Origin of the sequence: Streptomyces sp. NPDC056628 (genome assembly GCF_042792555.1) — a bacterium.
In the GTDB taxonomy this organism is placed as follows: domain Bacteria; phylum Actinomycetota; class Actinomycetes; order Streptomycetales; family Streptomycetaceae; genus Streptomyces.
The window spans coordinates 35,386-58,057 of record NZ_JBHTWG010000033.1 but is presented as its reverse complement, the minus strand read 5'-3'; the positions used below and the strand labels follow the sequence as shown (position 1 = coordinate 58,057).

19 protein-coding genes and 1 pseudogene are annotated in these 22,672 nt (G+C 73.5%); 14 read left to right on the top strand and 6 right to left on the bottom strand.

Annotated elements, in window-relative coordinates:
• The first annotated feature begins 13 nt into the window (after window positions 1-13).
• The 6 genes and pseudogenes from ACFRAC_RS29575 (at window position 14) to ACFRAC_RS29550 (ending at window position 6,592) form a co-directional block, all read left to right on the top strand.
• Window positions 14-1,282, top strand: a complete 1,269-nt coding sequence (locus ACFRAC_RS29575) for an ATP-binding protein (protein ID WP_382934456.1) — start codon at window positions 14-16, stop codon at window positions 1,280-1,282.
• Window positions 1,279-1,629 carry a nucleotide pyrophosphohydrolase gene (locus tag ACFRAC_RS29570; protein ID WP_382934454.1) on the top strand — a complete coding sequence of 117 codons (351 nt, stop codon included), beginning with the start codon at window positions 1,279-1,281 and terminating at the stop codon, window positions 1,627-1,629. The genes ACFRAC_RS29575 and ACFRAC_RS29570 overlap by 4 nt, the downstream gene beginning before the upstream one ends.
• 176 nt (window positions 1,630-1,805) lie before the next feature.
• Window positions 1,806-2,276 (top strand): DUF6099 family protein, encoded by a 471-nt coding sequence (locus tag ACFRAC_RS29565; RefSeq protein WP_382934451.1) that lies wholly within the window; start codon window positions 1,806-1,808, stop codon window positions 2,274-2,276.
• A gap of 28 nt (window positions 2,277-2,304) precedes the next feature.
• Window positions 2,305-2,436 (top strand): annotated as a pseudogene (locus tag ACFRAC_RS29560) (LLM class F420-dependent oxidoreductase); the annotation flags it as partial.
• A gap of 143 nt (window positions 2,437-2,579) precedes the next feature.
• Window positions 2,580-4,052: a 3' terminal RNA ribose 2'-O-methyltransferase Hen1 gene (locus tag ACFRAC_RS29555; protein ID WP_382934447.1), complete on the top strand. Its 1,473-nt coding sequence runs from the start codon at window positions 2,580-2,582 to the stop codon at window positions 4,050-4,052.
• Window positions 4,049-6,592, top strand: coding sequence for a polynucleotide kinase-phosphatase (locus ACFRAC_RS29550; RefSeq protein ID WP_382934443.1), 2,544 nt, complete (start codon window positions 4,049-4,051; stop codon window positions 6,590-6,592). The genes ACFRAC_RS29555 and ACFRAC_RS29550 overlap by 4 nt, the downstream gene beginning before the upstream one ends.
• Before the next feature lie 3 nt (window positions 6,593-6,595).
• On the opposite strand, the gene ACFRAC_RS29545 is transcribed toward ACFRAC_RS29550, so the two are convergent.
• Window positions 6,596-7,495 carry a hypothetical protein gene (locus ACFRAC_RS29545; protein WP_382934438.1) on the bottom strand — a complete coding sequence of 300 codons (900 nt, stop codon included), beginning with the start codon at window positions 7,493-7,495 and terminating at the stop codon, window positions 6,596-6,598.
• Complete coding sequence (locus tag ACFRAC_RS29540) at window positions 7,492-8,523, bottom strand: SPFH domain-containing protein (protein ID WP_382934437.1); 1,032 nt, start codon at window positions 8,521-8,523, stop codon at window positions 7,492-7,494. Before ACFRAC_RS29540 ends, ACFRAC_RS29545 begins: the two co-directional genes overlap by 4 nt.
• 125 nt (window positions 8,524-8,648) lie before the next feature.
• Here ACFRAC_RS29540 and ACFRAC_RS29535 point away from each other — a divergent pair, with 125 nt between their 5' ends.
• Window positions 8,649-9,872, top strand: coding sequence for an arginine deiminase (locus ACFRAC_RS29535; RefSeq protein ID WP_382934434.1), 1,224 nt, complete (start codon window positions 8,649-8,651; stop codon window positions 9,870-9,872).
• A gap of 107 nt (window positions 9,873-9,979) precedes the next feature.
• Window positions 9,980-10,987 (top strand): ornithine carbamoyltransferase, encoded by a 1,008-nt coding sequence (gene argF / locus ACFRAC_RS29530; RefSeq protein WP_382934431.1) that lies wholly within the window; start codon window positions 9,980-9,982, stop codon window positions 10,985-10,987.
• Window positions 10,988-10,994: 7 nt separating this feature from the next.
• Here the strand turns inward: argF and ACFRAC_RS29525 are convergent, their stop codons facing one another.
• Window positions 10,995-11,450, bottom strand: coding sequence for an ATP-binding protein (locus ACFRAC_RS29525; RefSeq protein ID WP_382934428.1), 456 nt, complete (start codon window positions 11,448-11,450; stop codon window positions 10,995-10,997).
• A gap of 352 nt (window positions 11,451-11,802) precedes the next feature.
• On the opposite strand from ACFRAC_RS29525, the gene ACFRAC_RS29520 reads away from it, so the two are divergent.
• Window positions 11,803-12,630, top strand: coding sequence for an enoyl-CoA hydratase family protein (locus ACFRAC_RS29520; RefSeq protein WP_382934425.1), 828 nt, complete (start codon window positions 11,803-11,805; stop codon window positions 12,628-12,630).
• Between the two features lie 2 nt (window positions 12,631-12,632).
• Window positions 12,633-14,921 carry a bifunctional salicylyl-CoA 5-hydroxylase/oxidoreductase gene (locus ACFRAC_RS29515; RefSeq protein WP_382934556.1) on the top strand — a complete coding sequence of 763 codons (2,289 nt, stop codon included), beginning with the start codon at window positions 12,633-12,635 and terminating at the stop codon, window positions 14,919-14,921.
• Between the two features lie 115 nt (window positions 14,922-15,036).
• On the opposite strand, the gene ACFRAC_RS29510 is transcribed toward ACFRAC_RS29515, so the two are convergent.
• A complete protein-coding gene (locus tag ACFRAC_RS29510; RefSeq protein WP_382934423.1) occupies window positions 15,037-15,849 on the bottom strand; it encodes a PaaX family transcriptional regulator C-terminal domain-containing protein in 813 nt (270 codons plus the stop codon).
• A 15-nt stretch (window positions 15,850-15,864) separates the two neighbouring features.
• Window positions 15,865-17,478: an AMP-binding protein gene (locus ACFRAC_RS29505; RefSeq protein ID WP_382934420.1), complete on the bottom strand. Its 1,614-nt coding sequence runs from the start codon at window positions 17,476-17,478 to the stop codon at window positions 15,865-15,867.
• Between the two features lie 169 nt (window positions 17,479-17,647).
• Between ACFRAC_RS29505 and ACFRAC_RS29500 the strand changes: the two genes are divergently transcribed.
• Complete coding sequence (locus ACFRAC_RS29500; protein WP_382934417.1) at window positions 17,648-18,829, top strand: acyl-CoA dehydrogenase family protein; 1,182 nt, start codon at window positions 17,648-17,650, stop codon at window positions 18,827-18,829.
• Entirely contained in the window at window positions 18,826-19,224 is a 399-nt protein-coding gene (locus ACFRAC_RS29495; protein ID WP_382934414.1) for a RidA family protein, read from the top strand. The genes ACFRAC_RS29500 and ACFRAC_RS29495 overlap by 4 nt, the downstream gene beginning before the upstream one ends.
• 37 nt (window positions 19,225-19,261) lie before the next feature.
• On the opposite strand, the gene ACFRAC_RS29490 is transcribed toward ACFRAC_RS29495, so the two are convergent.
• The gene (locus ACFRAC_RS29490; RefSeq protein ID WP_382934410.1) at window positions 19,262-19,486 is read right to left on the bottom strand and encodes a DUF5999 family protein; all 225 of its coding nucleotides are present in this window, start codon (window positions 19,484-19,486) and stop codon (window positions 19,262-19,264) included.
• 237 nt (window positions 19,487-19,723) lie between these two features.
• Between ACFRAC_RS29490 and ACFRAC_RS29485 the strand changes: the two genes are divergently transcribed.
• Window positions 19,724-20,179, top strand: coding sequence for a DUF6299 family protein (locus tag ACFRAC_RS29485; protein ID WP_382934405.1), 456 nt, complete (start codon window positions 19,724-19,726; stop codon window positions 20,177-20,179).
• Window positions 20,180-20,398: 219 nt separating this feature from the next.
• Window positions 20,399-22,528 carry a SpoIIE family protein phosphatase gene (locus ACFRAC_RS29480; RefSeq protein WP_382934400.1) on the top strand — a complete coding sequence of 710 codons (2,130 nt, stop codon included), beginning with the start codon at window positions 20,399-20,401 and terminating at the stop codon, window positions 22,526-22,528.
• Window positions 22,529-22,672 lie beyond the last annotated feature (144 nt).

The window sequence follows — 22,672 nt, the reverse complement described above, 5'->3', positions numbered from 1 at the left end:
CTACGGTCCCGACATGGGCCTTTCCTCTGTCTCCGGTGCCGTGTCCGTGCCACCCCAGGGCCGTCGGGCGGGGGCCGCGGCCCCCGCACGCCCGTCCGGACCGGGTGGGCACGTCCCGGCTCCGGCGGAGCGACCCGCCGAGGAGCGGCCGGGCGACGAACCGCCGGACCCGCCCCGGCCCCACGTCGTCGAACTGCGGCTGTCCGCGTTCGCCGGGCACCGCCGAGCCGTGTTGCCGCTCGGCCCGTGCACGTTCCTCGTGGGACCCAGCGGGTCCGGCAAGACGACCGCGCTGCGGGCGTTCGAGGCACTGGCCGGGCTCGCCGGCGGCCGTACCGTCGGGGAGGCGTTCCCCGATCCCGAGGCCTGCGTTCCGGAGCGGGCGCGCCCGGACGCCCAGCGGCGACGCGGCTTCCGTATCGGCTGCACCGCCGACGGTCCCGAGGGCCCGGTACGGCTCGATGTGGCCGTGCAGGCGGAACCCCAACCGCGCATCGTCGGGGAACGGTTGAGCGCGGGCGGCGTCGTCCTGCTGGAGACGGCCCTGCGCGACCCTGCTCGGCGCAGTGTGCAGGCCGCCTGGCTCACGGCCGGGCAGACCCCGGTGACGCGGGCCCCGCTCCCGGACGACCGGCTCGGCACCGCGCTGCTGCCGCTGCGGGTGGCCGGCACGACGGACGGGCAGCGGCGGGTCCTCGCCGCGGCCGAGCAACTGGTGGTGGCCCTGCGCTCGGTGTTCGCCTGTGATCCCCGGCCCGAGCGGATGCGGGCCGCGGTCCCGGTCGGCTCGGGCCGGCTGCTCAGCTCCTGCGACAACCTCGCCGACGTGCTGTGGCGCACCCGCTCCGAGTGCACCCGGCGGCACGCCCGGCTCGTCGCCGCCGCCCGCGCCGGATGCGCCGGCCCGGTGACGGACGTCGCCGCCGAACTGCTGGCGGACGGGACGGTCCGCGGACTGCTCGACCGGGGCGACGGCGTCCGCACCGCGCTCGGCCGGCTGGGCCACGGGGAACTGCGCTATCTCGCACTGTCCTTGGTGCTGCTGACCGGACCGGGCGTCCTGGAGGTCGACCCGGTGTGCGAGGTGCCCGCCGCCCTGCAGACGCTGGGCGTCCTCGCGGACGGCCTCGACCGCGGCCTGGACCCCGTGCAGCGCGCGGAGCTGACCGGGCTCGCGGCACGCATGGGGGAGCGGGGGCACGTCCGGCTGGTCGGGTCGGTGAGCGACCCCTCGGGCCTGGCGGAGAGGGACGGGGTGACGGTGGTACACCTGGAGCCGTGACGGAACCCCTTGATGTGGCCGGACTCCAGCGCAGGCTCGCGGAGTTCGCCGCCGCGCGCGACTGGCAGCCGTACCACACCCCGAAGAACCTCGTCTCCGCGCTCAGTGTGGAGGCCGCCGAGCTGCAGGAGATCTTCCAGTGGTTGACCCCGGAGCAGTCCGCCCGGGTCATGGAGGACGCCGACACGGCGGCCCGGGTGCGGGACGAGGTCGCGGACGTGCTGGCGTATCTGCTCCAGCTGTGCGAGGTGCTCGGCGTCGACCCGCTCGCCGCGCTGGGCGCGAAGATCGACCGGAACGAGCGGAGGTTCCCGCGCCCCGGCGAGCAGCCGGGTGCCCCTGAGTGAATAGTTCCACTTTCACTCTCCGTGGCGATTCGGCGGCCCGTATCCGAAAAGTTGTCCGCAGATTTCCGCCTTCCTCTGGCTTTTCGTCTCAAGTCCCTTCACTCTGGGTAGTGGACAAGGGAGTTCGGAGTTCAGGTGGACGTGTGGGCAGCGCGTCCAGACGGACGGGGACTGCGATGGACGCGGTGCGGCTGATCGTGAACAGCAGGCGAGCGCTGGCGGGAAGCGACGGCGCGCCGGACATCATGACCGAGGTGTGGCAGGCCCAGGCCCTCGCCCAGGCGATCGGCAGCCGGCTCGCCGTCTACGGACCGCCCGAACTGCGCGGCGAGGCCATCGGGTTGACCGAGCTCGCGGGCCGGGGCTGCGGCGTCCTGGAGGTCCCGGACCTCGCGGAGGGTGCGTTACGCGCCGCCCAGCTCACCGAGCTGGGCGACGCGCGGCAGGCCCTGATGAACCTGGGCAGTCTGCTCGGCGAGGCCGGAATCGCGCTGGTCGGCGTGGCCAGCTCGGCCGACGACGAGACGACGTACTGGCGCTGCATGGAGGCCATCGACGCCGCGGACGAATCCCGCGACCGGGTCATGGAGATGCTCCGCAGACTCGCGGACCGCGACGAGGTCCTGGCGGAACGGGAGGCGGGCTGACCCCGGTGACGCCCACCGGAACCGGGCCCCGGAGGTCGTGGAGAAGATCGGCCGCTACCAGGAGGCCGGCTCGCAGCGGACCTACCTCCAGGTGCTCGACCTGCACGACCTGGACCACCTGGAGCTGATCTCCGCCGAGGTCCAGTCGCAGCTGTCGTAGCGGCCACGGAGCTCGCGTCCGTACGCCCCGGGGACCCGCCCCCGGGGCGTCGTCGTGCGCCCGAAATTCCCGGGTGCCGCCGGCGCCCGCTCGATACGGTGTGCGTATCCGCAGTTCAGACCACTACGTCAAGGTCATCCACCGTGTTCCTGACCCTCACCACCACCGGCACCCCGGAGCGCCCGGCCACCGATCTCGGCTACCTGCTGCACAAGCATCCCGAGAAGTCCCAGGCGTTCTCCACCTCCTTCGGCACGGCCCACGTCCTCTACCCCGAGGCGGACGCCGAGCGCTGCACCGCGGCGCTGCTGCTGGAGGTCGACGCCGTGGCGCTGGTCCGGCGCGGCAAGGGCAAGGGGCGCGGCGGCGCCCCCGACGCTGCGCTCGCGCAGTACGTCAACGACCGCCCGTACGCGGCCTCCTCGCTGCTGGCCGTGGCGCTGAGCGCGGTGTTCTCCAGCGCGATGCGGGGCGTGTGCACCGCCCGCCCGGAGCTGGCCGCCCGGCCGCTGCCGCTGCGCATCGAGGTGCCGTCGCTGCCGGCGCGGGGCGGCGCCGCCCTCGTACGGCGCCTGTTCGAGCCGCTCGGCTGGGACGTCACCGCCGAGCCGGTACCCCTGGACGAGCGGTTCCCCGAGTGGGGCGACTCGCGCTACGTCCGGCTCGTCCTGGAGTCGGCCACCCTGACCCTGGCCGAGGCCCTCAGGCACCTGTACGTGCTGCTCCCCGTCCTCGACGACGCCAAGCACTACTGGGTGTCCTCCGACGAGGTCGACAAGCTGCTGCGCGCCGGCGAGGGCTGGCTGCCGGACCACCCCGAGCAGAAGGTGATCACCAGCCGCTACCTCTCGCGCCGCTGGTCGCTGACCCGTGAGGCGATGGAGCGGCTGGAACTGGTACGGCTCGCGGAGGCCGACGACAGCGAGGTCGAGGACATCGACAACGCGGTCGCCGACGAGACGGAGGCCGAGGAGAGGCCGGCCCCGCTCGCCGTGCGGCGCCGCGAGGCCATCCTCGCCGCGCTGCGGGCGGCCGGTGCCACCCGCGTGCTCGACCTGGGCTGCGGGCAGGGCCAGCTGGTGCAGGCGCTGCTCAAGGACCCGGCGTACACCGAGATCGTCGGCGTCGACGTCTCCGTACGGGCGCTCACGATCGCCGGGCGTCGGCTGAAGCTGGACCGGATGGGGGAGCGGCAGGCAGCGCGCGTGAAGCTCCTCCAGGGCTCCCTCGCCTACACCGACAGCCGGCTCGAGGGGTACGACGCGGCCGTGCTCAGCGAGGTCGTCGAGCATGTCGACCCGCCCCGGCTGCCCGCCCTGGTGTACGCGGTGTTCGGGGCGGCCCGCCCCCGCACCGTCCTCGTGACCACCCCGAACGTCGAGTACAACGTCCGCTGGGAGAGCCTGCCCGCCGGGCACGTCCGGCACGGCGACCACCGCTTCGAGTGGACGCGCGAGGAGTTCCGCACGTGGGCCGCGGCCGTCGCCGAACGGCACGGCTACGGCGTGGAGTTCGTACCGGTGGGACCCGACGACCCCGAGGTGGGGCCGCCGACGCAGATGGCCGTGTTCGCTCGTGACGTGACCCGTGGGAAGAAGGAGGCGAAGGCCGCATGACCGGAACCGCGAACGGGCGGGTCCTGCCCGTCACCGACCTCTCCCTCGTCGTCCTCGTCGGCGCCTCCGGCTCCGGCAAGTCGACGTTCGCCCGCCGGCACTTCAAGCCGACCGAGGTGCTCTCCTCCGACTTCTGCCGGGGCCTGGTCGCCGACGACGAGAACGACCAGAGCGCCAGCCGGGACGCCTTCGACGTCCTGCACTACATCGCGGGCAAACGCCTGGCGGCCGGCCGCCGTACGGTCGTCGACGCCACCAGCGTCCAGCAGGACGCGCGACGGCAGCTCGTCGAGCTCGCCAAGCGGTACGACGTGTTGCCCATCGCCATCGTGCTCGACGTGCCTGAGGAGGTGTGCGCCGAGCGCAACGCGGCCCGCACGGACCGCGCCGACATGCCGCGCCGCGTCGTCCAGCGGCATGTGCGCGAACTGCGCCGCTCCCTGCGGCACCTGGAGCGCGAGGGCTTCCGCAAGGTGCACGTCCTGCGCGGCGCCGAGGAGGTCGAGCACGCCACCGTCGTCACCGAGAAGCGCTTCAACGACCTCACCGACCGCACCGGGCCGTTCGACATCATCGGTGACGTGCACGGCTGCGCGTCCGAACTGGAGGCGCTGCTGGGCAAGCTGGGCTACGTGGACGGCGTGCACCCGGAGGGCCGCACCGCCGTCTTCGTCGGCGACCTCGTCGACCGCGGCCCGGACAGCCCGGGTGTCCTGCGGCGTGTGATGGGCATGGTGAAGTCGGGCGCCGCGCTGTGCGTGCCCGGCAACCACGAGAACAAGTACGGCCGTTTCCTCAAGGGCCGCAACGTCCAGCACACGCACGGACTCGCCGAGACGATTGCGCAGATGGAGGGCGAGAGCGAGGAGTTCCGCGCCGAGGTCCGGGAGTTCATCGACGGGCTCGTCAGCCACTACGTGCTCGACGGCGGCAGGCTCGTCGTCTGCCACGCCGGCCTGCCGGAGAGGTACCACGGCCGCACCTCCGGTCGGGTCCGCTCGCACGCCCTGTACGGCGACACCACCGGCGAGACCGACGAGTTCGGGCTGCCGGTGCGCTACCCGTGGGCGGAGGACTACCGGGGCCGCGCGGCCGTGGTGTACGGCCACACCCCGGTCCCGGAGGCCACGTGGCTGAACAACACCATCTGCCTGGACACCGGTGCCGTCTTCGGCGGCAAGCTGACCGCGCTGCGGTGGCCGGAGCGCGAACTGGTCGACGTGCCCGCCGAACAGGTCTGGTACGAGCCCGCCAGGCCGCTGCGCACGGAGGCACCCGGCGGGCAGGACGGCCGGCCGCTCGACCTGGCGGACGTGCACGGGCGCCGCGTGGTGGAGACCCGTCACCACGGGCGGGTCGCGATCCGCGAGGAGAACGCGGCGGCGGCCCTGGAGGTCATGAGCCGCTTCGCGGTCGACCCGCGGCTGCTGCCGTACCTGCCGCCGACCATGGCGCCGACGGCGACCTCGGCGGTCGAGGGCTACCTCGAGCACCCCGCGGAGGCGTTCGCGCAGTACGCGGCGGACGGCGTCGAGCGGGTCGTGTGCGAGGAGAAGCACATGGGCTCGCGGGCCGTGGCCCTGGTGTGCCGGGACGCCGAGGCGGCGCGCCGGCACTTCGGGGTGGAGGACGGCGTGACCGGCTCCCTCCACACCCGCACGGGCCGCCCGTTCTTCGACGACCCGGCGGTGACGGAGTCGATCCTGGACCGGATCCGCACGGCGGCCGGCGAGGCCGGCCTGTGGAGCGAGTTGGAGACCGACTGGCTGCTGCTCGACGCCGAGCTGATGCCGTGGTCGCTGAAGGCCGCCGGGCTGCTGCGCTCGCAGTACGCGGCGGTCGGCGCCGCGGCCAAAGCGGTGTTCCCCGGTGCCCTCGCCGCGCTGGAGGGCGCCGCCGGGCGGGGCGTCGACGTCTCCGCACTGCTGGCGCGCCAGCGGGAGCGGGCCTCCGACGCGGCCGCGTTCACCGAGGCGTACCGCCGCTACTGCTGGACGACGGACGGCCTGGACGGCGTACGCTTCGCGCCCTTCCAGGTCCTCGCGGTCCAGGGCCGCAGCCTCGCCGCGCTCCCGCACGACGAGCAACTCGCGCTCCTCGACCGCCTCGTGGAGCACGACAGCAGCGGCCTGCTGCAGACCACCCGGCGCCTGTACGTCGACACCGGTGACCCGGAGTCGGTCCGGGCGGGCGTCGACTGGTGGCTGGAGATGACCGGCCGCGGCGGCGAGGGCATGGTCGTCAAGCCGCTCGGCGCGGTGGTGCGCGACGAGCGGGGCCGGCTGGTCCAGCCCGGCATCAAGTGCCGGGGACGCGAGTACCTGCGGATCATCTACGGCCCGGAGTACACGCGCCCGGAGAACCTGGAGCGGCTGCGCAAGCGGTTCCTGAACCACAAGCGCTCCCTCGCCCTGCGCGAGTACGCGCTCGGCCTGGAGGCCCTGGACCGGCTGGCCGGGGGCGAGCCGCTGTGGCGGGTGCACGAGGCGGTGTTCGGGGTGCTGGCGCTGGAGTCGGAGCCGGTCGACCCGCGGCTGTGACGTTCAGCCGGCGAGGCGCAGACGGTCCGGGCACACCCCGACCCGGACCGTCTGCCCCCATGTCAGCTCCACGGCGTCCGACTCCATGCCGTCCCCGAACGCCACCAGCCGCTCGGACTCGACGGTCAGGGCGAGCCGCCCCGCGGCGGCCAGTTCCCCCGCGACCAGGGACGTCCCGGTGGCGGGGGACGGCCAGGCCTCCCGCACGAACCAGAGCAGGCGCTCCTCCGTCGGGGAGGGCAGCGCCGGCCGCCCGCCCCGCTCCTGCCACACCGACCGGAGCCAGCCGGTCGCCCCGGTGCCGGTCCCGACGATCACCCCGGACGAGGCCTGGGCCTCGACGACACCCCCGTCGTCCTCCAGGCCCAGGCGGTAGCGGGCCGTCTGGTGTCCGGCGGCGCCCAGGTAGATCTCGTTCAGCGCGACCAGGCGCTGTGTGTCGTCGGTGACGGCCTCGACCATGGTGAGCTCGTCGCAGCGGGCCGTGCGGGCCTGCGTGGCCGTCAGCAGGGCGGCCGCGTCCTTCGGGCGGTGCCGCACCAGCACGCCGGGGTTGCGGCCGGGGTCGGTGTCGATGCCCACCACCGGCTGGCCGGCCAGGTACTTGGCCACGTTCGCGACGAGCCCGTCCTGCCCGACGACGACCACCACGTCCTCGGGCGCGAACAGGAAGCGGTCCAGGTCGGCGCGTTCCACCCGGGCCTGCCGCCAGGTCAGCGGGACCGCCGCGGCCACCTCGGCCAGCGCCCGGCGGGTGCGGTGGTGACGGTCCGCGATCTCCTCGATGTCCCGGCCCCGGGAGGAGAGGAAGAAGGCGGCCTGGCCGTGGGTGCCGTGCCGGGCCACCAGCTCCTGGTACTCCGTGGTGCGGTGGACGAGGACCACCCGCGGGGCGAGGCTCACTCCCGTGCTCCGAGCCGGCTGAGCAGCCCGGTCAGCAGGTCCGGTGTCACGGTCACGCTGTCGATCCGCGGCAGGTTCTCCGCCAGCCGGGTCCCGGTGAGCGCGTGCAGCGTCGCCACGTCCACGTCGGCGTGCACCCGCAGCCAGGCCGCCTGGGCCTGCGCCCGCGCCTCGCCGACCTCGCGCGCCCCCTCGGCCTCCGCCCGCGCGAGGCGTACGGACCGGGTGGCCTCCGCCTCCGCGAGGCGTACGGTCCGGGCCGCCTCCGCCTCGGCGCGCACGGCGTCCGCTGCGGCGCCCTCCTCGGCCTCGCGGCGCGCGTTGGTGCCGCGCTGGTCGACCAACTGCTCCTCGCGGCGGGCGAGTTCGATCTGGCTGGCCAGCTCGTTCTCGGCGATCGCCCGCTCCCGCTCGACGGCCACCGCCCGCCGTTCGTACGTCGCCCGGTCCGCCTCCTGCTGGATCTGCTCACGGGCCGGGGTGCGCAGCGCCCGCTCCACCTCGGGTTCGGGACGCAGGGCCACCACCCGTACGGCGACCACCTCGATGCCCGTCCCCGGCAGGCGGGGCTCGCCGGCCAGGCCGGCCGCGATCCGCTCCCGCACCGCGGTGACCCCGTCGGCCAGGGCCGCCGCCAGCGGCGTACGGGCCAGCACATCCAGGGCGTGCTGCTGGGCCGTCTCCGTCAGGAGCGTCCCGAGCTGCTCCAGCGGAGCGCCCCGCCACACGCCTGTGTCCGGGTCGATGGAGAAGTCCAGGCGGGCCGCGGCGACCGCGGGGTCGCTGATCCGGTAGGTGACGGTCGCCTGCACGGCCACGTCCTGGAAGTCGGAGGTGCGGGCGTGGAACGTCATCGCCAGCTCCCGGTCGTCGACGGGGACCTCGGAGAGCGCGGCGGTCAGCGCCCGGTACCAGAAGCTGAGGCCGGGGCCGTCGTGCAGCAGCTTTCCGCCGCGGTGGTGGCGGATGTGCGCGGTGGGCGCACCGCGCAGATGGCGCCAGCCGAGGCGCCGGGTGATGTCGACCATGGAGCCTGTCCCCTCTTTCTCGTCACGGCGACGATAAAGGCTCGCGCGGCTTGTCGTCAACAGGACGAGAAGAAGTCGTCGGCAAGGAGGGGGTGAACGCGGCTCCCTTTGGTCAGGATGGAGGCATGGGACTGCATGTCGACTCCGAGGCCGGGCGGCTGCGCCGCGTCATCCTTCACCGGCCCGATCTGGAGCTCAAAAGGCTCACCCCCAGCAACAAGGACGCCCTGCTCTTCGACGACGTGCTCTGGGTGCGCCGGGCGCGCGCCGAGCACGACGGGTTCGCGGACGTGCTGCGCGACCGCGGGGTCGAGGTCCACCTGTTCGGCGACCTGCTCACCGAGGCCCTGGAGATCCCGGAGGCCCGGCGGCTCGTCCTCGACCGGGTCTTCGACGAGAAGGAGTACGGGGTGCTCGCCACCGACCACCTCCGTGCGGCCTTCGAAGGGCTGCCCTCGCCCGAGCTCGCCGAGGCGCTCGTCGGCGGGATGACCAAGCGCGAGTTCCTGGACGCGCACGCCGAGCCGATCTCGGTGCGCTTCCACGTGATGGAGCTCGACGACTTCCTCCTCGCACCGCTGCCCAACCACCTGTTCACACGTGACACGTCCGCCTGGATCTACGACGGCGTCTCCGTCAACGCGATGCGCTGGCCCGCCCGGCAGCGCGAGACCGTGCACTTCGAGGCGATCTACCGGCACCACCCGCTCTTCCGGGACGAGGACTTCCACGTCTGGTCCGAGGGGCAGGCCGACTACCCGTCCACCATCGAGGGCGGGGACGTCCTGGTCATCGGCAGGGGCGCGGTCCTCATCGGCATGAGCGAGCGCACCACCCCGCAGGCCGTCGAGATGCTCGCCCACAAGCTGTTCGCCGCCGGATCGGCCCGCACGATCGTCGCCCTCGACATGCCCAAGAGGCGGGCCCTGATGCACCTCGACACCGTGATGACCCAGGTCGACGGCGACGTCTTCACCCAGTACGCCGGGCTCGGCATGCTCCGCTCCTACACGATCGAACCGGGCGCCGGCGACAAGGAGCTGAAGGTCACCGACCATCCGCCGGAGCACATGCACCGCGCGATCGCCGCCGCTCTCGGCCTCAGCGAGATCCGCGTGCTGACCGCCACCCAGGACGTCCACTCCGCCGAACGGGAGCAGTGGGACGACGGCTGCAACGTGCTGGCGGTCGAGCCCGGCGTCGTCGTCGCCTATGAACGCAACGCGACCACCAACACGCATCTGCGCAAGCAGGGCGTCGAGGTGATAGAGATCCCCGGCAGCGAGCTGGGCCGGGGGAGGGGCGGGCCGCGCTGCATGAGCTGCCCCATCGAGCGCGACGCCGTCTAGGCGGACGGGGCGGTCGTGACGGCCGTGCGGGGTGGGCGCCGTATATTAATTCTAAAGGTCGTATAGACTTCCACCATCTTTGTTCCCCGCACCTCTGGAGCGCCCCCATGGCGACTGTCCCGACCGCCCTCGCCGGCCGCCACTTCCTCAAGGAGCTCGACTTCACCGGGCAGGAGTTCCTCGGGCTCGTGGAGCTGGCCGCCGAGCTGAAGGCGGCCAAGAAGGCCGGGGACGAGGCCCAGTACCTGCGCGGCCGGAACATCGCGCTGATCTTCGAGAAGACGTCGACGCGCACCCGCTGCGCCTTCGAGGTCGCCGCCGCCGACCAGGGCGCCTCCACGACCTACCTGGACCCCACGGGCTCCCAGATCGGCCACAAGGAGTCCGTGAAGGACACCGCGCGCGTCCTCGGGCGGATGTACGACGGGATCGAGTACCGGGGGGACAGTCAGGCCAAGGTCGAGGAGCTGGCCGCCTGCGCGGGCGTGCCCGTCTTCAACGGCCTCACCGACGACTGGCACCCCACCCAGATGCTGGCCGACGTGCTCACCATGACCGAGCACTCCGCCAAGCCCGTCCCCGGCATCGCGTTCGCCTACCTGGGCGACGCCCGCTTCAACATGGGCAACTCCTACCTGATCACCGGCGCCCTGCTGGGCATGGACGTCCGGATCGTCGCCCCGCAGGCGTACTGGCCCGCCCCGGCGGTCGTCGAGCGGGCCCAGGAGCTCGCCGCGGTCAGCGGCGCCCGCGTCACCCTCACCGAGAAGATCGACGAGGGCGTCCTCGGTGCCGACTTCGTCGCCACCGACGTCTGGGTGTCCATGGGGGAGCCGAAGGAGGTCTGGGACGAGCGGATCGCCGCCCTCGGCCCCTACGCGGTGACCATGGACGTGCTGCGGGCCACCGGCAATCCGGACGTGAAGTTCCTGCACTGCCTGCCGGCCTTCCACGACCTCGGCACGAAGGTCGGCCAGGAGATCTTCGAGTCGCACGGCCTGACGTCCCTGGAGGTCACCGACGAGGTCTTCGAGTCGGAGCACTCGGTGGTCTTCGACGAGGCGGAGAACCGCCTGCACACGATCAAGGCGGTCCTGGTGGCGACGCTGGCCTGAGCCGTCCTCACTGGTGCGGCCGGCGCTGGGCGGGCACGACCGCCAGCCGGAACCAGACCGCCTTGCCGGACGCCGTCGGGCGGTGGCCGCACGACGAGCTGAGCGCGCGGATCAGCAGCAGGCCCCGGCCGTGCTCCTGCCACGGGTCGGGCTCCTCCACCATGGGCCGCGTCAGCTGGCCCGGCGGCGCCGGGTCCGGGTCGTGGACCTCGACCTGGCAGCCCGACGGGTGCAGATCCACCACCAGCTCTATCGGGCTGTCCCCGGGTGTGTGCTCCACGGCGTTCGCGACCAGCTCCGCCGTGAGCAACTCCGCGGTGTCGCTGTCCGCGGCGTGCTCGACATCCGCCAGCGCCGAACGGACCAGGGCGCGCGCGACCGGCACGGCCGCGGCGGAGTGCGGCAGTGCGACGCGCCAGGAGGTGGAGGACGGGGGGCGATCGTGCAAGGTGGATCCGTTCATGAGCAGGCTGTCCTGCCTTCAACCTTATGAATGGTACGGCGCCGTCTCTCCGGGCGTCCGGCGGGCACCGTTCGGGGCCGTCGCCCCGACTGCTGGGCGGCATACCCAGGCCGGCGCCCGCCCCCGCCCGGGGTGCCCCGTCGTTACCCGCGCGTCGACGAGTCGTGACGGATGTGACAGCCGCGGGTCATGGCCCGGAGTCGCGGAGCGCGCCTGAGGGTCGCCGAGCGTGCCGGAGCGCTATCGCGTGGTCGTGACGGCGGTCAAAGACAGGTGATAACTTCGGAGAGAGCTCGAAGGGGTGAGCTCGCCGAGGCAGTGCCCGCCGTCCGCCCTGGGGAGGCCGCACGTCATGAGTCCCTTCACCGGCTCCGCCGCCCGCACCTCCGACTGGGAGCATCTGCGGGTCGAGCACGCCGACGGAGTCGCCACCGTCACCCTGGCCCGCCCCGAGAAGCTCAACGCGCTCACCTTCGGCGCCTACGCCGACCTGCGCGATCTGCTCGCCGAACTGTCCCGGGAGCGGGCGGTACGCGCCCTCGTCCTGGCCGGCGAGGGCCGCGGCTTCTGCTCCGGTGGCGACGTCGACGACATCATCGGCGCGACCCTGTCCATGGACACCGCCCAGCTCCTCGACTTCAACCGCATGACCGGACAGGTCGTCCGGGCCGTACGCGAGTGCCCGTTCCCGGTGATCGCGGCCCTGCACGGGGTGGCCGCCGGCGCCGGCGCCGTCCTCGCGCTCGCCGCCGACTTCCGGGTCGCCGACCCCAGCGTCCGGTTCGCCTTCCTCTTCACCCGGGTCGGCCTCTCCGGCGGCGACATGGGCGCCGCCTATCTGCTGCCCCGCGTCGTCGGGCTCGGCCACGCCACCCGGCTGCTCATGCTCGGCGAGCAGGTCCGCGCCCCCGAGGCCGAGCGGATCGGCCTGATCAGCGAGCTGACCGAGGAAGGGCGGGCCGACGAGGCCGCCCAGGCCCTGGCCCGCCGCCTGGCCGACGGCCCCGCCCTCGCGTACGCCCAGACCAAGGCGCTCCTCACGGCCGAGCTGGACATGCCGCTCGCGGCGGCCGTCGAGATGGACGCCTCGACCCAGGCCCTCCTCATGAACGGCGAGGACTACGCCGAGTTCCACGCCGCCTTCACCGAGAAGCGGCCCCCCAAGTGGCGGGGGCGGTGACCATGGCCGTCCCGGACAGCCCCCTGCGCGTCGCCGTCGTCGGCGGCGGCCCCGGCGGCCTCTACGCGGCGGCGCTCCTCAAGCGCCTCGACCCCGCGCGCCAGGTGACCGTCTGGGAGCGCAACGCCCCCGACGACACCTTCGGCTTCGGCGTGGTCCTCTCCGACGAGACCCTCGGCGGCATCGAGCACGCCGACCCCGTGGTGCACACCGCCCTCCAGGAGCACTTCGTCCGCTGGGACGACATCGACATCGTGCGCGCCGGCACCCGCCAGACCTCCGGCGGGCACGGCTTCGCCGCCCTCGGCAGGAAACGCCTCCTGCAGATCCTGCACGACCGGTGCCGCGACCTCGGCGTGGAACTCCGGTTCCGCTCAAAGGCCCCGGACGTGGACCGGCTGGCCGCGACCCATGACCTCGTCGTCGCCGCGGACGGTGTGCACAGCACCATCCGCGACACCTACAGCCATGTGTTCCGCCCCCATGTGGCCACCCACCGCTGCCGCTACATCTGGCTGGCCGCCGACTTCGCCTTCGACGCCTTCCGCTTCGAGATCGCCGAGACCGAGCACGGCGTGATGCAGCTGCACGGCTACCCCTACGCCGCCGACGCGTCCACCGTCATCGTCGAGATGCGCGAAGAGGTGTGGCGGGCCGCCGGCTTCGACGAACTCGACGAGGAGGAGTCCCTCGCGCGCTGCGCCAAGATCTTCGCCGACGCCCTCGGCGGACGCCCCCTGAAGTCCAACAAGTCGGCCTGGACCGGCTTCCGCACCGTCGTCAACGAGCACTGGTCGCACGGCAACGTCGTCCTCCTCGGAGACGCCGCCCACACCGCCCACTTCTCCATCGGCTCCGGCACCAAACTCGCCGTCGAGGACGCCCTCGCGCTCGCCGCCTGCCTGACCGAACAACCCGACGTCACCGGCGCGCTCGCCGTCTACGAGGCGGAACGCAAGCCCGTCGTCGCCTCCACGCAGCGCGCCGCCCGCGCCAGCCTCGAATGGTTCGAGAACATCGGCCTCTACCTCGACCAGCCGCCTCGCCAATTCGCGTTCAACCTGCTCACCCGCAGCCGCCGCGTCACCCACGACAACCTGCGGCTGCGCGACGCGTCCTTCACCGAGGCCGTGGAACGCGACTTCGGCTGCCCGCCCGGCACGCCCCCCATGTTCACCCCGTTCCGGCTGCGCGGACTGACCCTGCGCAACCGGGTCGTGGTGTCCCCGATGGACATGTACTCCGCGACCGACGGGGTCCCCGGCGACTTCCACCTCGTCCACCTCGGCGCCCGCGCCCTCGGCGGCGCCGGCCTGGTGATGACCGAGATGGTGTGCGTCAGCCCCGAGGGGCGCATCACCCCCGGCTGCGCGGGCCTCTACACCAGCAGGCAGGCCGAGGCGTGGAAACGCGTCGTACGGTTCGTGCACAGCCAGGCACCCGGCACCGCCATCGGCGTGCAGCTCGGCCACAGCGGCCGCAAGGGCTCGACCAAGCTGATGTGGGAGGGCATGGACGAGCCGCTGGAGGAGGGCGACTGGCCGCTCGTCGCCGCCTCCCCGATCCCGTACCGGCCGGACTCCCGGACGCCGCGCGAGCTCACCCGCTCCCAGCTCACCGACATCCGCGAGCAGTTCACGGCCGCCGCCTGGCGGGCCGCCCGCGCCGGCTTCGACCTCCTCGAACTGCACTGTGCGCACGGCTACCTGCTCTCCGGCTTCCTCTCCCCGCTCACCAACCGGCGCACGGACGCCTACGGCGGCTCCCTCGACCGCCGGCTCCGCTTCCCGCTGGAGGTCTTCGACGCCGTGCGCGCCGTCTGGCCCGAGGAGCGGCCCATGACCGTCCGCATCTCCGCCACCGACTGGGCCGAGGGCGGCACGAGCGCCGAGGACGCCGTGGACATCGCCCGCGCCTTCGCCGAGCACGGCGCCGACGCCATCGACGTCTCCACCGGCCAGGTCGTCGCCGACGAACGGCCCGAGTTCGGACGGTCCTACCAGACGCCGTACGCCGACCGGATCCGGCACGCCACCGGCCGCCCGGTGATCGCCGTCGGCGCCATCTCGTCCTGGGACGACGTCAACTCCCTGATCCTCGCCGGCCGCACCGACCTGTGCGCCCTCGCCCGGCCCCACCTCTACGACCCGCACTGGACCCTGCACGCCGCCGCCGAGCAGGCGTACGACGGTCCGGGCGCCGTCTGGCCGGCCCCCTACCGGGCGGGCAGCCGCCGCCCGCAGACCGGACGCACCGACGCCCCGAAACCCCGCCTCACCCTCGGCGGCTGAACACCGCCGGGAGCCTCACGGACCGGCGTACGCTGCGCCGAACCGTCCGAGCCCCCGCGTCACAGACCGGCGTACACGGCCCTCGCGTCAGAGACCGGCGTACACGGCCCCCGCGTCACAGACCGGCGTACGTGGCCCCCGCGTCGCGCAGTCGCTCATGCAGCCCGCGGAAGACGGCGGCCGACCGCGCGCCCGGCCAGCCCGGCGGCAGCAGCGGCGCGGGCAGCCCCGGATCGGTGTACGGCAGGTGCCGCCAGGAGTCCAGGGCGAGCAGATAGTCGCGGTACGCCTCCTCCGGATCGGTGTCCGCCCGCCGCTCCCAGGCGTGCAGCACGCGCGCGTGCCGGTCGAGGAACGCCTCGTGCTCCTTGGCGATCGCGGCCAGGTCCCACCAGCGGGTGACGGCCTCGGCGGTCGGCGAGAAACCGAGGTGCTCCCCGCGGAAGAAGTCCACGTACGGGTCGAGACGCAGCCGCTCCAGACTGTGCCGGGCCTCCTCATGGAGCCGGGCGGGCGCGATCCACACACCCGGCGCCGCCGTGCCGAAGCCCAGCCCGGCCAGCCGGGAGCGCAGGACGTGCCGTTTCTGCCGCTCCGACTCCGGCACCGAGAACACCGCGAGCACCCAGCCCTCGTCCTCGGGCGGTGCCGTGGCGTAGATACGGCGGTCGCCGTCCTCCAGCAACTGGCGTGCCTCGGGCGACAGTTCGTATCCCGCCGCGCCCCGGTCCGTCCGGGCCGGCAGCAGCAGGCCGCGCCGCTTCAGCCGGGACACCGACGAGCGGACGGAGGGCGCGTCGACGCCCACCGCCGCCAGCAGTCTGATCAGCTCGGCCACGGGTACCGGGCCGGGCATGTGGCGGCCGTAGGCGCCGTAGAGCGTGACGATGAGAGACCGTGGTGCATGCTGGTCGGACACGTTGATCATCTTAGGTCGTGCGGATCACTGCCGGTCGCCGGGCCGGTCGCCGGCACCGCGCAGCCGGAACCGCTGGAGCTTGCCCGTCGCGGTGCGCGGCAGCGCGTCCAGGAAGACGATCTCCCGCGGGCACTTGTACGGCGCCAACTCGGCCTTGACGAACGCGCGCAGCGCCTCCGCGTCCGGGCGCGCCCCCTCCCTGACCACGGCGTACGCCACGACGACCTGGCCGCGTGCCTCGTCGGCACGCCCCACGACCGCCGTCTCCAGCACGTCCGGGTGCCGCAGCAGGGCCTCCTCGACCTCCGGGCCCGCGACGTTGTACCCGGCTGAGATGATCATGTCGTCGGCGCGCGCGACGTACCGGAAGTAGCCGTCGCCGTCGCGGACATACGTGTCGCCCGTGACGTTCCAGCCGTGGCGCACATATTCGCGCTGGCGGGGGTCGCCGAGATAACGGCAGCCCACCGGCCCGCGCACGGCCAGCAGCCCCGGTTCCCCGTCCGGCACCTCCCGGCCCTCGGCGTCGACGACGCGCGCCTGCCAGCCGGGCACGGCGACCCCGGTCGTCCCGGGCCTGATCCGCTCGTCGGCCGCCGAGATGAAGATGTGCAGCAGTTCGGTGGCGCCGATGCCGTTGATGATCCGCAGTCCGGTCCGCTCGTGCCAGGCCCGCCAGGTGGCGGCGGGCAGGTTCTCGCCCGCGGAGACACAGCGCCGCAACGAGGAGACGTCGTGCCCGTCGAGCGCGTCGAGCATCGCCCGGTACGCGGTCGGAGCGGTGAACAGCACGGACACCCGGTGCTCGGCGATCGCCGGCAACAACTGCTGGGGCCCCGCCTGTTCCAGCAGCAGGGCACTGGCGCCCGCCCGCATCGGGAAGACCACGAGCCCGCCCAGCCCGAACGTGAACCCCAGCGGGGGACTGCCCGCGAAGACGTCGTCCTCATGGGGCCGGAGCACATGGGCGGAGAAGGTGTCGGCGATCGCGAGCACATCCCGGTGGAAGTGCAGACAGCCCTTGGGCCGTCCGGTGGTCCCGGAGGTGAAGGCGATGAGCGCGACGTCGTCGGCGGCGGTGTCGGCGGCCCGGTACGGCGTGTCGGGCGCGGGCCGGCGCAGCAGGTCGTCGGGGCCGTCACCGCCGTAGGTCGTGATGCGCAGCCCCGGCACCTCGGCCTTGGCGAGGTCGTCGACGGCCCGGACGTCGCACAGCGCGTGCCGGACCTCGGCGATCTCGCACATGGTCCGCAGCTCGTGCGGCCGCTGCTGGGCCAGCACCGTGACGGCCACCGCGCCCGCCTTGAGCACCGCCAGCCAGCACGCCGCGAGCCAGGGCGTGGTGGGGCCGCGCAACAGGACCCGGTTGCCGGGTATGACCCCGAGCTCCCCGGTGAGCACATGGGCGATGCGGTCGACACGGGCGCGCAGTGTGGCGTACGTCCATGGGGCGCCGGCCGGGGTGTGGAACACGGGCCGGTCGCCGTCGGGCCCCGCCAGCAGTTCCGCGGCGGCGTTGAGCCGGTCGGGGTAGTGCAGCCCCGGCAGGTCGAAGACGAGCTCCGGCCACTGGTCGGGCGGGGGCAGATGGTCCCGGGCGAAGGTGTCGACGTGCGCGGAGCGGTGCAGACCGGCCATGGCGGTTTCGCCCCCCTTGCCTCGTGGGCTTCGTGTGGGCTCGCACCAGGAGCGTATCGTGTTGGTGACGGCAGTCAATGGGGCGCGATATCGTCGAGGGGCCCGTCGAGAAGGTTCGTCGGGGCCCGTCGAGAACGGTCCGCCGGGGGCGGCCCGCAGGAGGTCGGCAATGCCCGCATTCTCGCTCGATCCACCCCAGACCGCTTGGTGCGCCGAGCTGCGCACCCTCGCCGACGAACGGCTGCGCCCCCTCGCGGAGAAGGGCGAACCCGGGCACGTCAACCGCGCGCTCGTCGCCGAACTGGGGCAGCTCGGGCTGCTGGAGCGCCTGTTCACCTCCGGCGCCGTCGACCTGTGTCTGATGCGCGAGTCCCTCGCCTACGCCTGTACCGAGGCCGAGACCGCGCTCGCCCTCCAGGGTCTGGGCGCCCACCCCGTGCACGCCCACGGCACTCAGGCCCAACGGGACCGCTGGCTGCCCCGCGTGGCCGAGGGCACCGCGATCGCCGCCTTCGCCCTGAGCGAGCCGGCGGCCGGCTCGGACGCGGCGGCCCTGGAACTACGGGCTGAGGAAGGGCCGGTGACGGAGACGCCCCCGGCTGCGCCCCCACCATCCGCCGAGCCCGACGGCGCCGCCCGCTGGCGGCTCACCGGCGAGAAGTGCTGGATCTCCAACGCCCCCGAGGCCGACTTCTACACCGTCTTCGCCCGCACCACGCCGGGCGCCGGCGCTCGCGGTGTCACCGCCTTCCTGGTCCCCGCGGACCGCCCCGGCCTCGGCGGGACGAGCCTCGACATGCTGTCCCCGCACCCCATCGGCGCCCTCACCTTCGACGCCGTGCCCGTCACCGCCGACGACGTGCTCGGCGAGGTCGACCGCGGCTTCCGGGTCGCCATGGGCACCCTCAACCTGTTCCGGCCCAGCGTCGGCGCCTTCGCCGTCGGCATGGCCCGCGCCGCCCTCGACGCGACGCTCGCCCACACCGCGGAACGGGACGCCTTCGGCGGGAAGTTGAAGGACCTCCAGACCGTCGCCCACCAGGTCGCCGAGATGGCCCTGCGCACCGAGGCGGCCCGCCTCATGGTGTACGCGGCGGCCACGGCGTACGACGAGGGTGCCGAGGACGTCCCGAAGCGGGCGGCGATGGCGAAACTCCTCGCCACCGAGACCGCGCAGTACGTCGTCGACCAGGCCGTCCAGCTGCACGGCGCCCGCGCCCTGCGCCGCGGCCACCTGCTCGAACACCTCTACCGCGAGGTGCGCGCCCCCCGCGTCTACGAGGGCGCCAGCGAGGTGCAGCGCGGCATCATCGCCAAGGAGATCTACGCCTGCGAGGAGGCCGTCCGGTGACCGCCGAGCGCGTGAACCCGCCCGACCTGTCCCCGCCCACGGGCTTCTCGCACGCGGTCGTCGCCACCGGCTCACGGGTGGTGTTCCTGGCCGGCCAGACCGCGCTCGACGCCGACGGGAAGGTGACCGGACGGACGCTGCCGGAGCAGTTCGAGCGGGCGCTCGCCAATCTCCTGACGGCGCTCGCGGCGTCCGGCGGCACCCCGGCCGACCTCGCCCGCGTCACCGTGTACGCCACCGACGTGGCGGCCTACCGCGACCAGGCCCGGGAACTGGGCCGCGTCTGGCGGCGCCTGGCCGGACGCGACTACCCGGCGATGGCGGTCGTCGAGGTCGTCCGGCTGTGGGACGAGCGGGCACTGGTGGAGCTGGACGGCTTCGCCGTCCTGCCGTAACCGGCGTCCTCCTCCGGGACCGCGTTGATCCGTCGGCTCACGCCGCCTGCGCCAGGCGGGCGGCCGGCACCCGGTGCGGCGCCACCACACTGCCGTCGGGCAGCAGCGCACCGCTGTCGTCGAACACGATCGAGCCGTCGCACAACAGGCTCCAGCCCTGCTCGGGGTGTGCCGCGACCACATGGGCGGCAGGGACGTGTGCCGCGACCACATGTGCGGAGCCAACCTGGGCGGACGGGCACGAGGACCGGTGGGAACACATGGCGCACCTCCACATGGACCGGACGAGCCGTGGGGGCCGTCCGTGTGGTTCGACCATGCTCCCGTCGCGCCCGCCCCGGAACGGCCCGTCGCGAACCGTGACACCCCGCGGACAACTCCCTGACCGCCCCGCGACGGTCGGGGCGGACTCGCCACCGAAGGGGTGACGATCACGTCCCCGGACCCCCTCGCCGGGTACGAGTGGAACGCCCCACTCCGCCCACCGGGAGGTCATCCCATGCCCCTGCGCCCCGCGCTCGCCGCCACCGCCGGCGCCGTCCTGCTCCTGCTGGCCGCCGCTCCCTCGGCCCCCGCCGCCGACACCGACTCCACCACCGAGGTGACGGAGTCCGTGACCGTCGACAAGAAGATCCGCCTGGCCGCCGACGGCACCGTCACGGTGTCGGGCACCTACCGCTGCGCCGACGCCGAGGGCCCCGTCTTCGTCAGCGCCTCCGTGGCCCAGCGGAAGTCCGGCACCCGCCACGCCATCGGCGGCACCCTCGCCGAGTGCGACGGCAAGAAGCACCGCTGGGTGAACGAGGGCACCCCCACCCCGTCCACGCTCAGGGCCGGCAAGGCGGACGTCGAGGCCACCCTCGTCGAGCTGCGCCCCGTGGACGTGCTGGGTGGGCTGTCCCTGCCGTACTTCCACGCGAAGCTGAAGAAGAACGCGACCCTCGTGAAGGCCTGACGGCCACCCGGCCCACGCCCGCGGGGGACCGCCCCGCCGCGCCCCGCCGACCCGGTGGGCGCGGCGCGGGGCGCGGGCCGCGAGGACGCCGGAGAACTCCTCCGCGGACGGGTGAAGCCCGCCCCGTACGGCCGATCGGGTGGCGCCCTGGTCGGCGAGGGGCCTCCCGCGCGCCACCCCGGTCTGAGACGGCGGCCCGAGCGGCGTACCGTCGTCTGTGTGGATTCCTCGGCCGGCCAACTTCTCTCGCGAGCGGCACAGGAGCTCGGGCGGCGCGCCGGCGAGCTCTCCGCCGAGGTGGAGCAGTGCCTGCGGCGCGAACTTCCGGCCCTCTACGAAGCGCCCGACGTCGCCCGCGCCATGTCCCAGAACATCTTCGACCACGTCACCACCGCGCTCTCCGTCCTCGAACGTCAGATCGAACCGAGCCGGATCGAATTGCCGGCCGCCGACACCGCCCACTCCCTGGGACTGGCCCGCCACGGCACCCCGCTGAGCGCCGTCCTGCGCGCGTTCCGCCTGGCCCAGGCCATCGTCAACGACCGGCTCCTGGAAGAGCTGCCCCGGCTCAGCGGCGACGCCCAGCAGGTCAGCGCGGCGGCCCGGGCGCTGACCACCGTGTCGACCATCTACGTGGACCGCGTCTCCGAACAGGGCGTGGAGGCGTTCCAGGAGGAACGGGACCGCCGGCTGCGCTGGCGGTCGAGGCTGGTGAACGAGGCGAGCATGCGCATCGGGACCACCCTCGACATCGATCGCACCGTGCAGGAACTGGCCGACCTCGCCGCCGAACGCCTCGCCGACCTCGTCACCGTGGACCTCCTCGACCCCCTGCTGCGCGGGGAGGACGCCGTCGTGCAGAGGCCCTTCCTGCTCCGCCGGATGGCCCAGGTGCCCGCGGACGCCGAGGGCTCCGAACCGGACGTCCGGCCGCAGGAGGTCCACCATTGCCGTGACGGCTCCCCCACCGAGCGTGCCCTGGTCACCGGGCGGCCCTCCCGGCACCAGCACGACCGGTCCCAGGACCCGCGCAGCATCCACTCCACGCTGGTGGTGCCGCTGCGCGCCCGGGGCACCACGCTGGGTCTCGCCGAGTTCCACCGCTGCTCCACCCCCGCCCGCTACGACGACGAGGACCTCCTCATCGCCGAGGAGATCGCCGCCCGGGCCGCGGTCGCCGTCGACAACGCCCGCCGGTACACCCATGCCCGCTCCACCGCCCTCACGCTCCAGCGCAGCCTCCTCCCGCGCAACGCGCCCGAGCAGTCGGCCGTGGACGTCGCCTACCGCTACCTGCCGGCCGGCTCGGACGCCGGGGTCGGCGGCGACTGGTACGACGTCATCCCGCTGTCCGGCGCGCGGGTGGCCCTCGTCGTCGGGGACGTGGTCGGCCACGGCATCCGTGCCGCCGCCACCATGGGCCGGCTGCGGACCGCGGTACGCACCCTGGCCGACATCGACCTGCCGCCCGACGAACTCCTCACCCATCTGAACGACGTCGTGCTGCGGCTGTCCGCCGAGGAGTCCGGCGACCAGGACGGTCCAACCGACGGCGACATCGGCGCCACCTGCCTGTACGCGGTCTACGACCCCGTCTCCCGTCGCTGCACCCTCGCCCGGGCCGGCCATGTGCCCCCGGCCGTGGTGGTGTGCGACGGCCAGGCGGAACTCCTCGACCTGCCGCCCGGCCCGCCGCTGGGCCTCGGCGGCCTGCCGTTCGAGACGGTCGAGATCGATCTGCCGGAGGGCAGCCTCATCGCCCTCTACACCGACGGCCTGATCGAGGCCAGGGCGCACGACATCGAGGGCGGGCTCGCCGCCCTCCGGGAGGTTCTCGCCCGGCCCGCGCCCAGCCTGGACGCGGCCTGCGACACCGTCCTGTCGGCCCTGCTGCCCTCCACCAAGCCGGACGACGACATCGTCCTGCTCCTCGCCCGCACCCACGCCCTCGGGGACGACCGCGTCGCCACCTGGGACCTCGAGCCCGATCCCGCGGAAGTCGCCCGCGCGCGCGGCGCCGTCTCCCGCCAACTCGCCGCCTGGGGACTCGGCGACATCGACTTCATCGCCGAACTGGTCGTCAGCGAGCTGGTCACCAACGCCATCCGCTACGGCCGCCCCCCGATCAGCCTGCGCCTCATCCACGACCGGGGCCTGCTGCTGGAGGTCTCCGACGCCAGCAGCACCACCCCGCACCTGCGCCGCGCGCGCGTCTTCGACGAGGGCGGCCGCGGCCTGCTCCTGGTCGCCCAACTCGCCGAACAGTGGGGCACCCGCCACGCCCGCCACGGCAAGACGGTCTGGGCCCAGCTGAGCGAAACGGCGGAACTGCCGCCGCCGATCTTGTAGTCGCAGCCGGTCAGCGGCGACGCGACCGTGCCGGGCGCTGGTCACCCAGTGCTGGAAGCGACAAACGACGCAAGCGACACGCGTTGTATGTGCTTCGTGCAGGGGGGCGCGTGACGGGCGGCAGCGGTTCGGGGAGGCGTCTTC

What these genes read in the sequence shown, in the direction of transcription:
- ACFRAC_RS29575 (WP_382934456.1), top strand. Translation starts at nt 14, where the DNA reads ATGGGCCTTTCCTCTGTCTCCGGTGCCGTGTCCGTGCCACCCCAGGGC.
- ACFRAC_RS29565 (WP_382934451.1), top strand. Translation starts at nt 1,806, where the DNA reads ATGGACGCGGTGCGGCTGATCGTGAACAGCAGGCGAGCGCTGGCGGGA.
- ACFRAC_RS29550 (WP_382934443.1), top strand. Translation starts at nt 4,049, where the DNA reads ATGACCGGAACCGCGAACGGGCGGGTCCTGCCCGTCACCGACCTCTCC.
- ACFRAC_RS29540 (WP_382934437.1), bottom strand. Translation starts at nt 8,523, where the DNA reads ATGGTCGACATCACCCGGCGCCTCGGCTGGCGCCATCTGCGCGGTGCG.
- ACFRAC_RS29535 (WP_382934434.1), top strand. Translation starts at nt 8,649, where the DNA reads ATGGGACTGCATGTCGACTCCGAGGCCGGGCGGCTGCGCCGCGTCATC.
- argF (WP_382934431.1), top strand. Translation starts at nt 9,980, where the DNA reads ATGGCGACTGTCCCGACCGCCCTCGCCGGCCGCCACTTCCTCAAGGAG.
- ACFRAC_RS29525 (WP_382934428.1), bottom strand. Translation starts at nt 11,450, where the DNA reads ATGAACGGATCCACCTTGCACGATCGCCCCCCGTCCTCCACCTCCTGG.
- ACFRAC_RS29520 (WP_382934425.1), top strand. Translation starts at nt 11,803, where the DNA reads ATGAGTCCCTTCACCGGCTCCGCCGCCCGCACCTCCGACTGGGAGCAT.
- ACFRAC_RS29515 (WP_382934556.1), top strand. Translation starts at nt 12,633, where the DNA reads ATGGCCGTCCCGGACAGCCCCCTGCGCGTCGCCGTCGTCGGCGGCGGC.
- ACFRAC_RS29510 (WP_382934423.1), bottom strand. Translation starts at nt 15,849, where the DNA reads ATGATCAACGTGTCCGACCAGCATGCACCACGGTCTCTCATCGTCACG.
- ACFRAC_RS29505 (WP_382934420.1), bottom strand. Translation starts at nt 17,478, where the DNA reads ATGGCCGGTCTGCACCGCTCCGCGCACGTCGACACCTTCGCCCGGGAC.
- ACFRAC_RS29500 (WP_382934417.1), top strand. Translation starts at nt 17,648, where the DNA reads ATGCCCGCATTCTCGCTCGATCCACCCCAGACCGCTTGGTGCGCCGAG.
- ACFRAC_RS29490 (WP_382934410.1), bottom strand. Translation starts at nt 19,486, where the DNA reads ATGTGTTCCCACCGGTCCTCGTGCCCGTCCGCCCAGGTTGGCTCCGCA.
- ACFRAC_RS29485 (WP_382934405.1), top strand. Translation starts at nt 19,724, where the DNA reads ATGCCCCTGCGCCCCGCGCTCGCCGCCACCGCCGGCGCCGTCCTGCTC.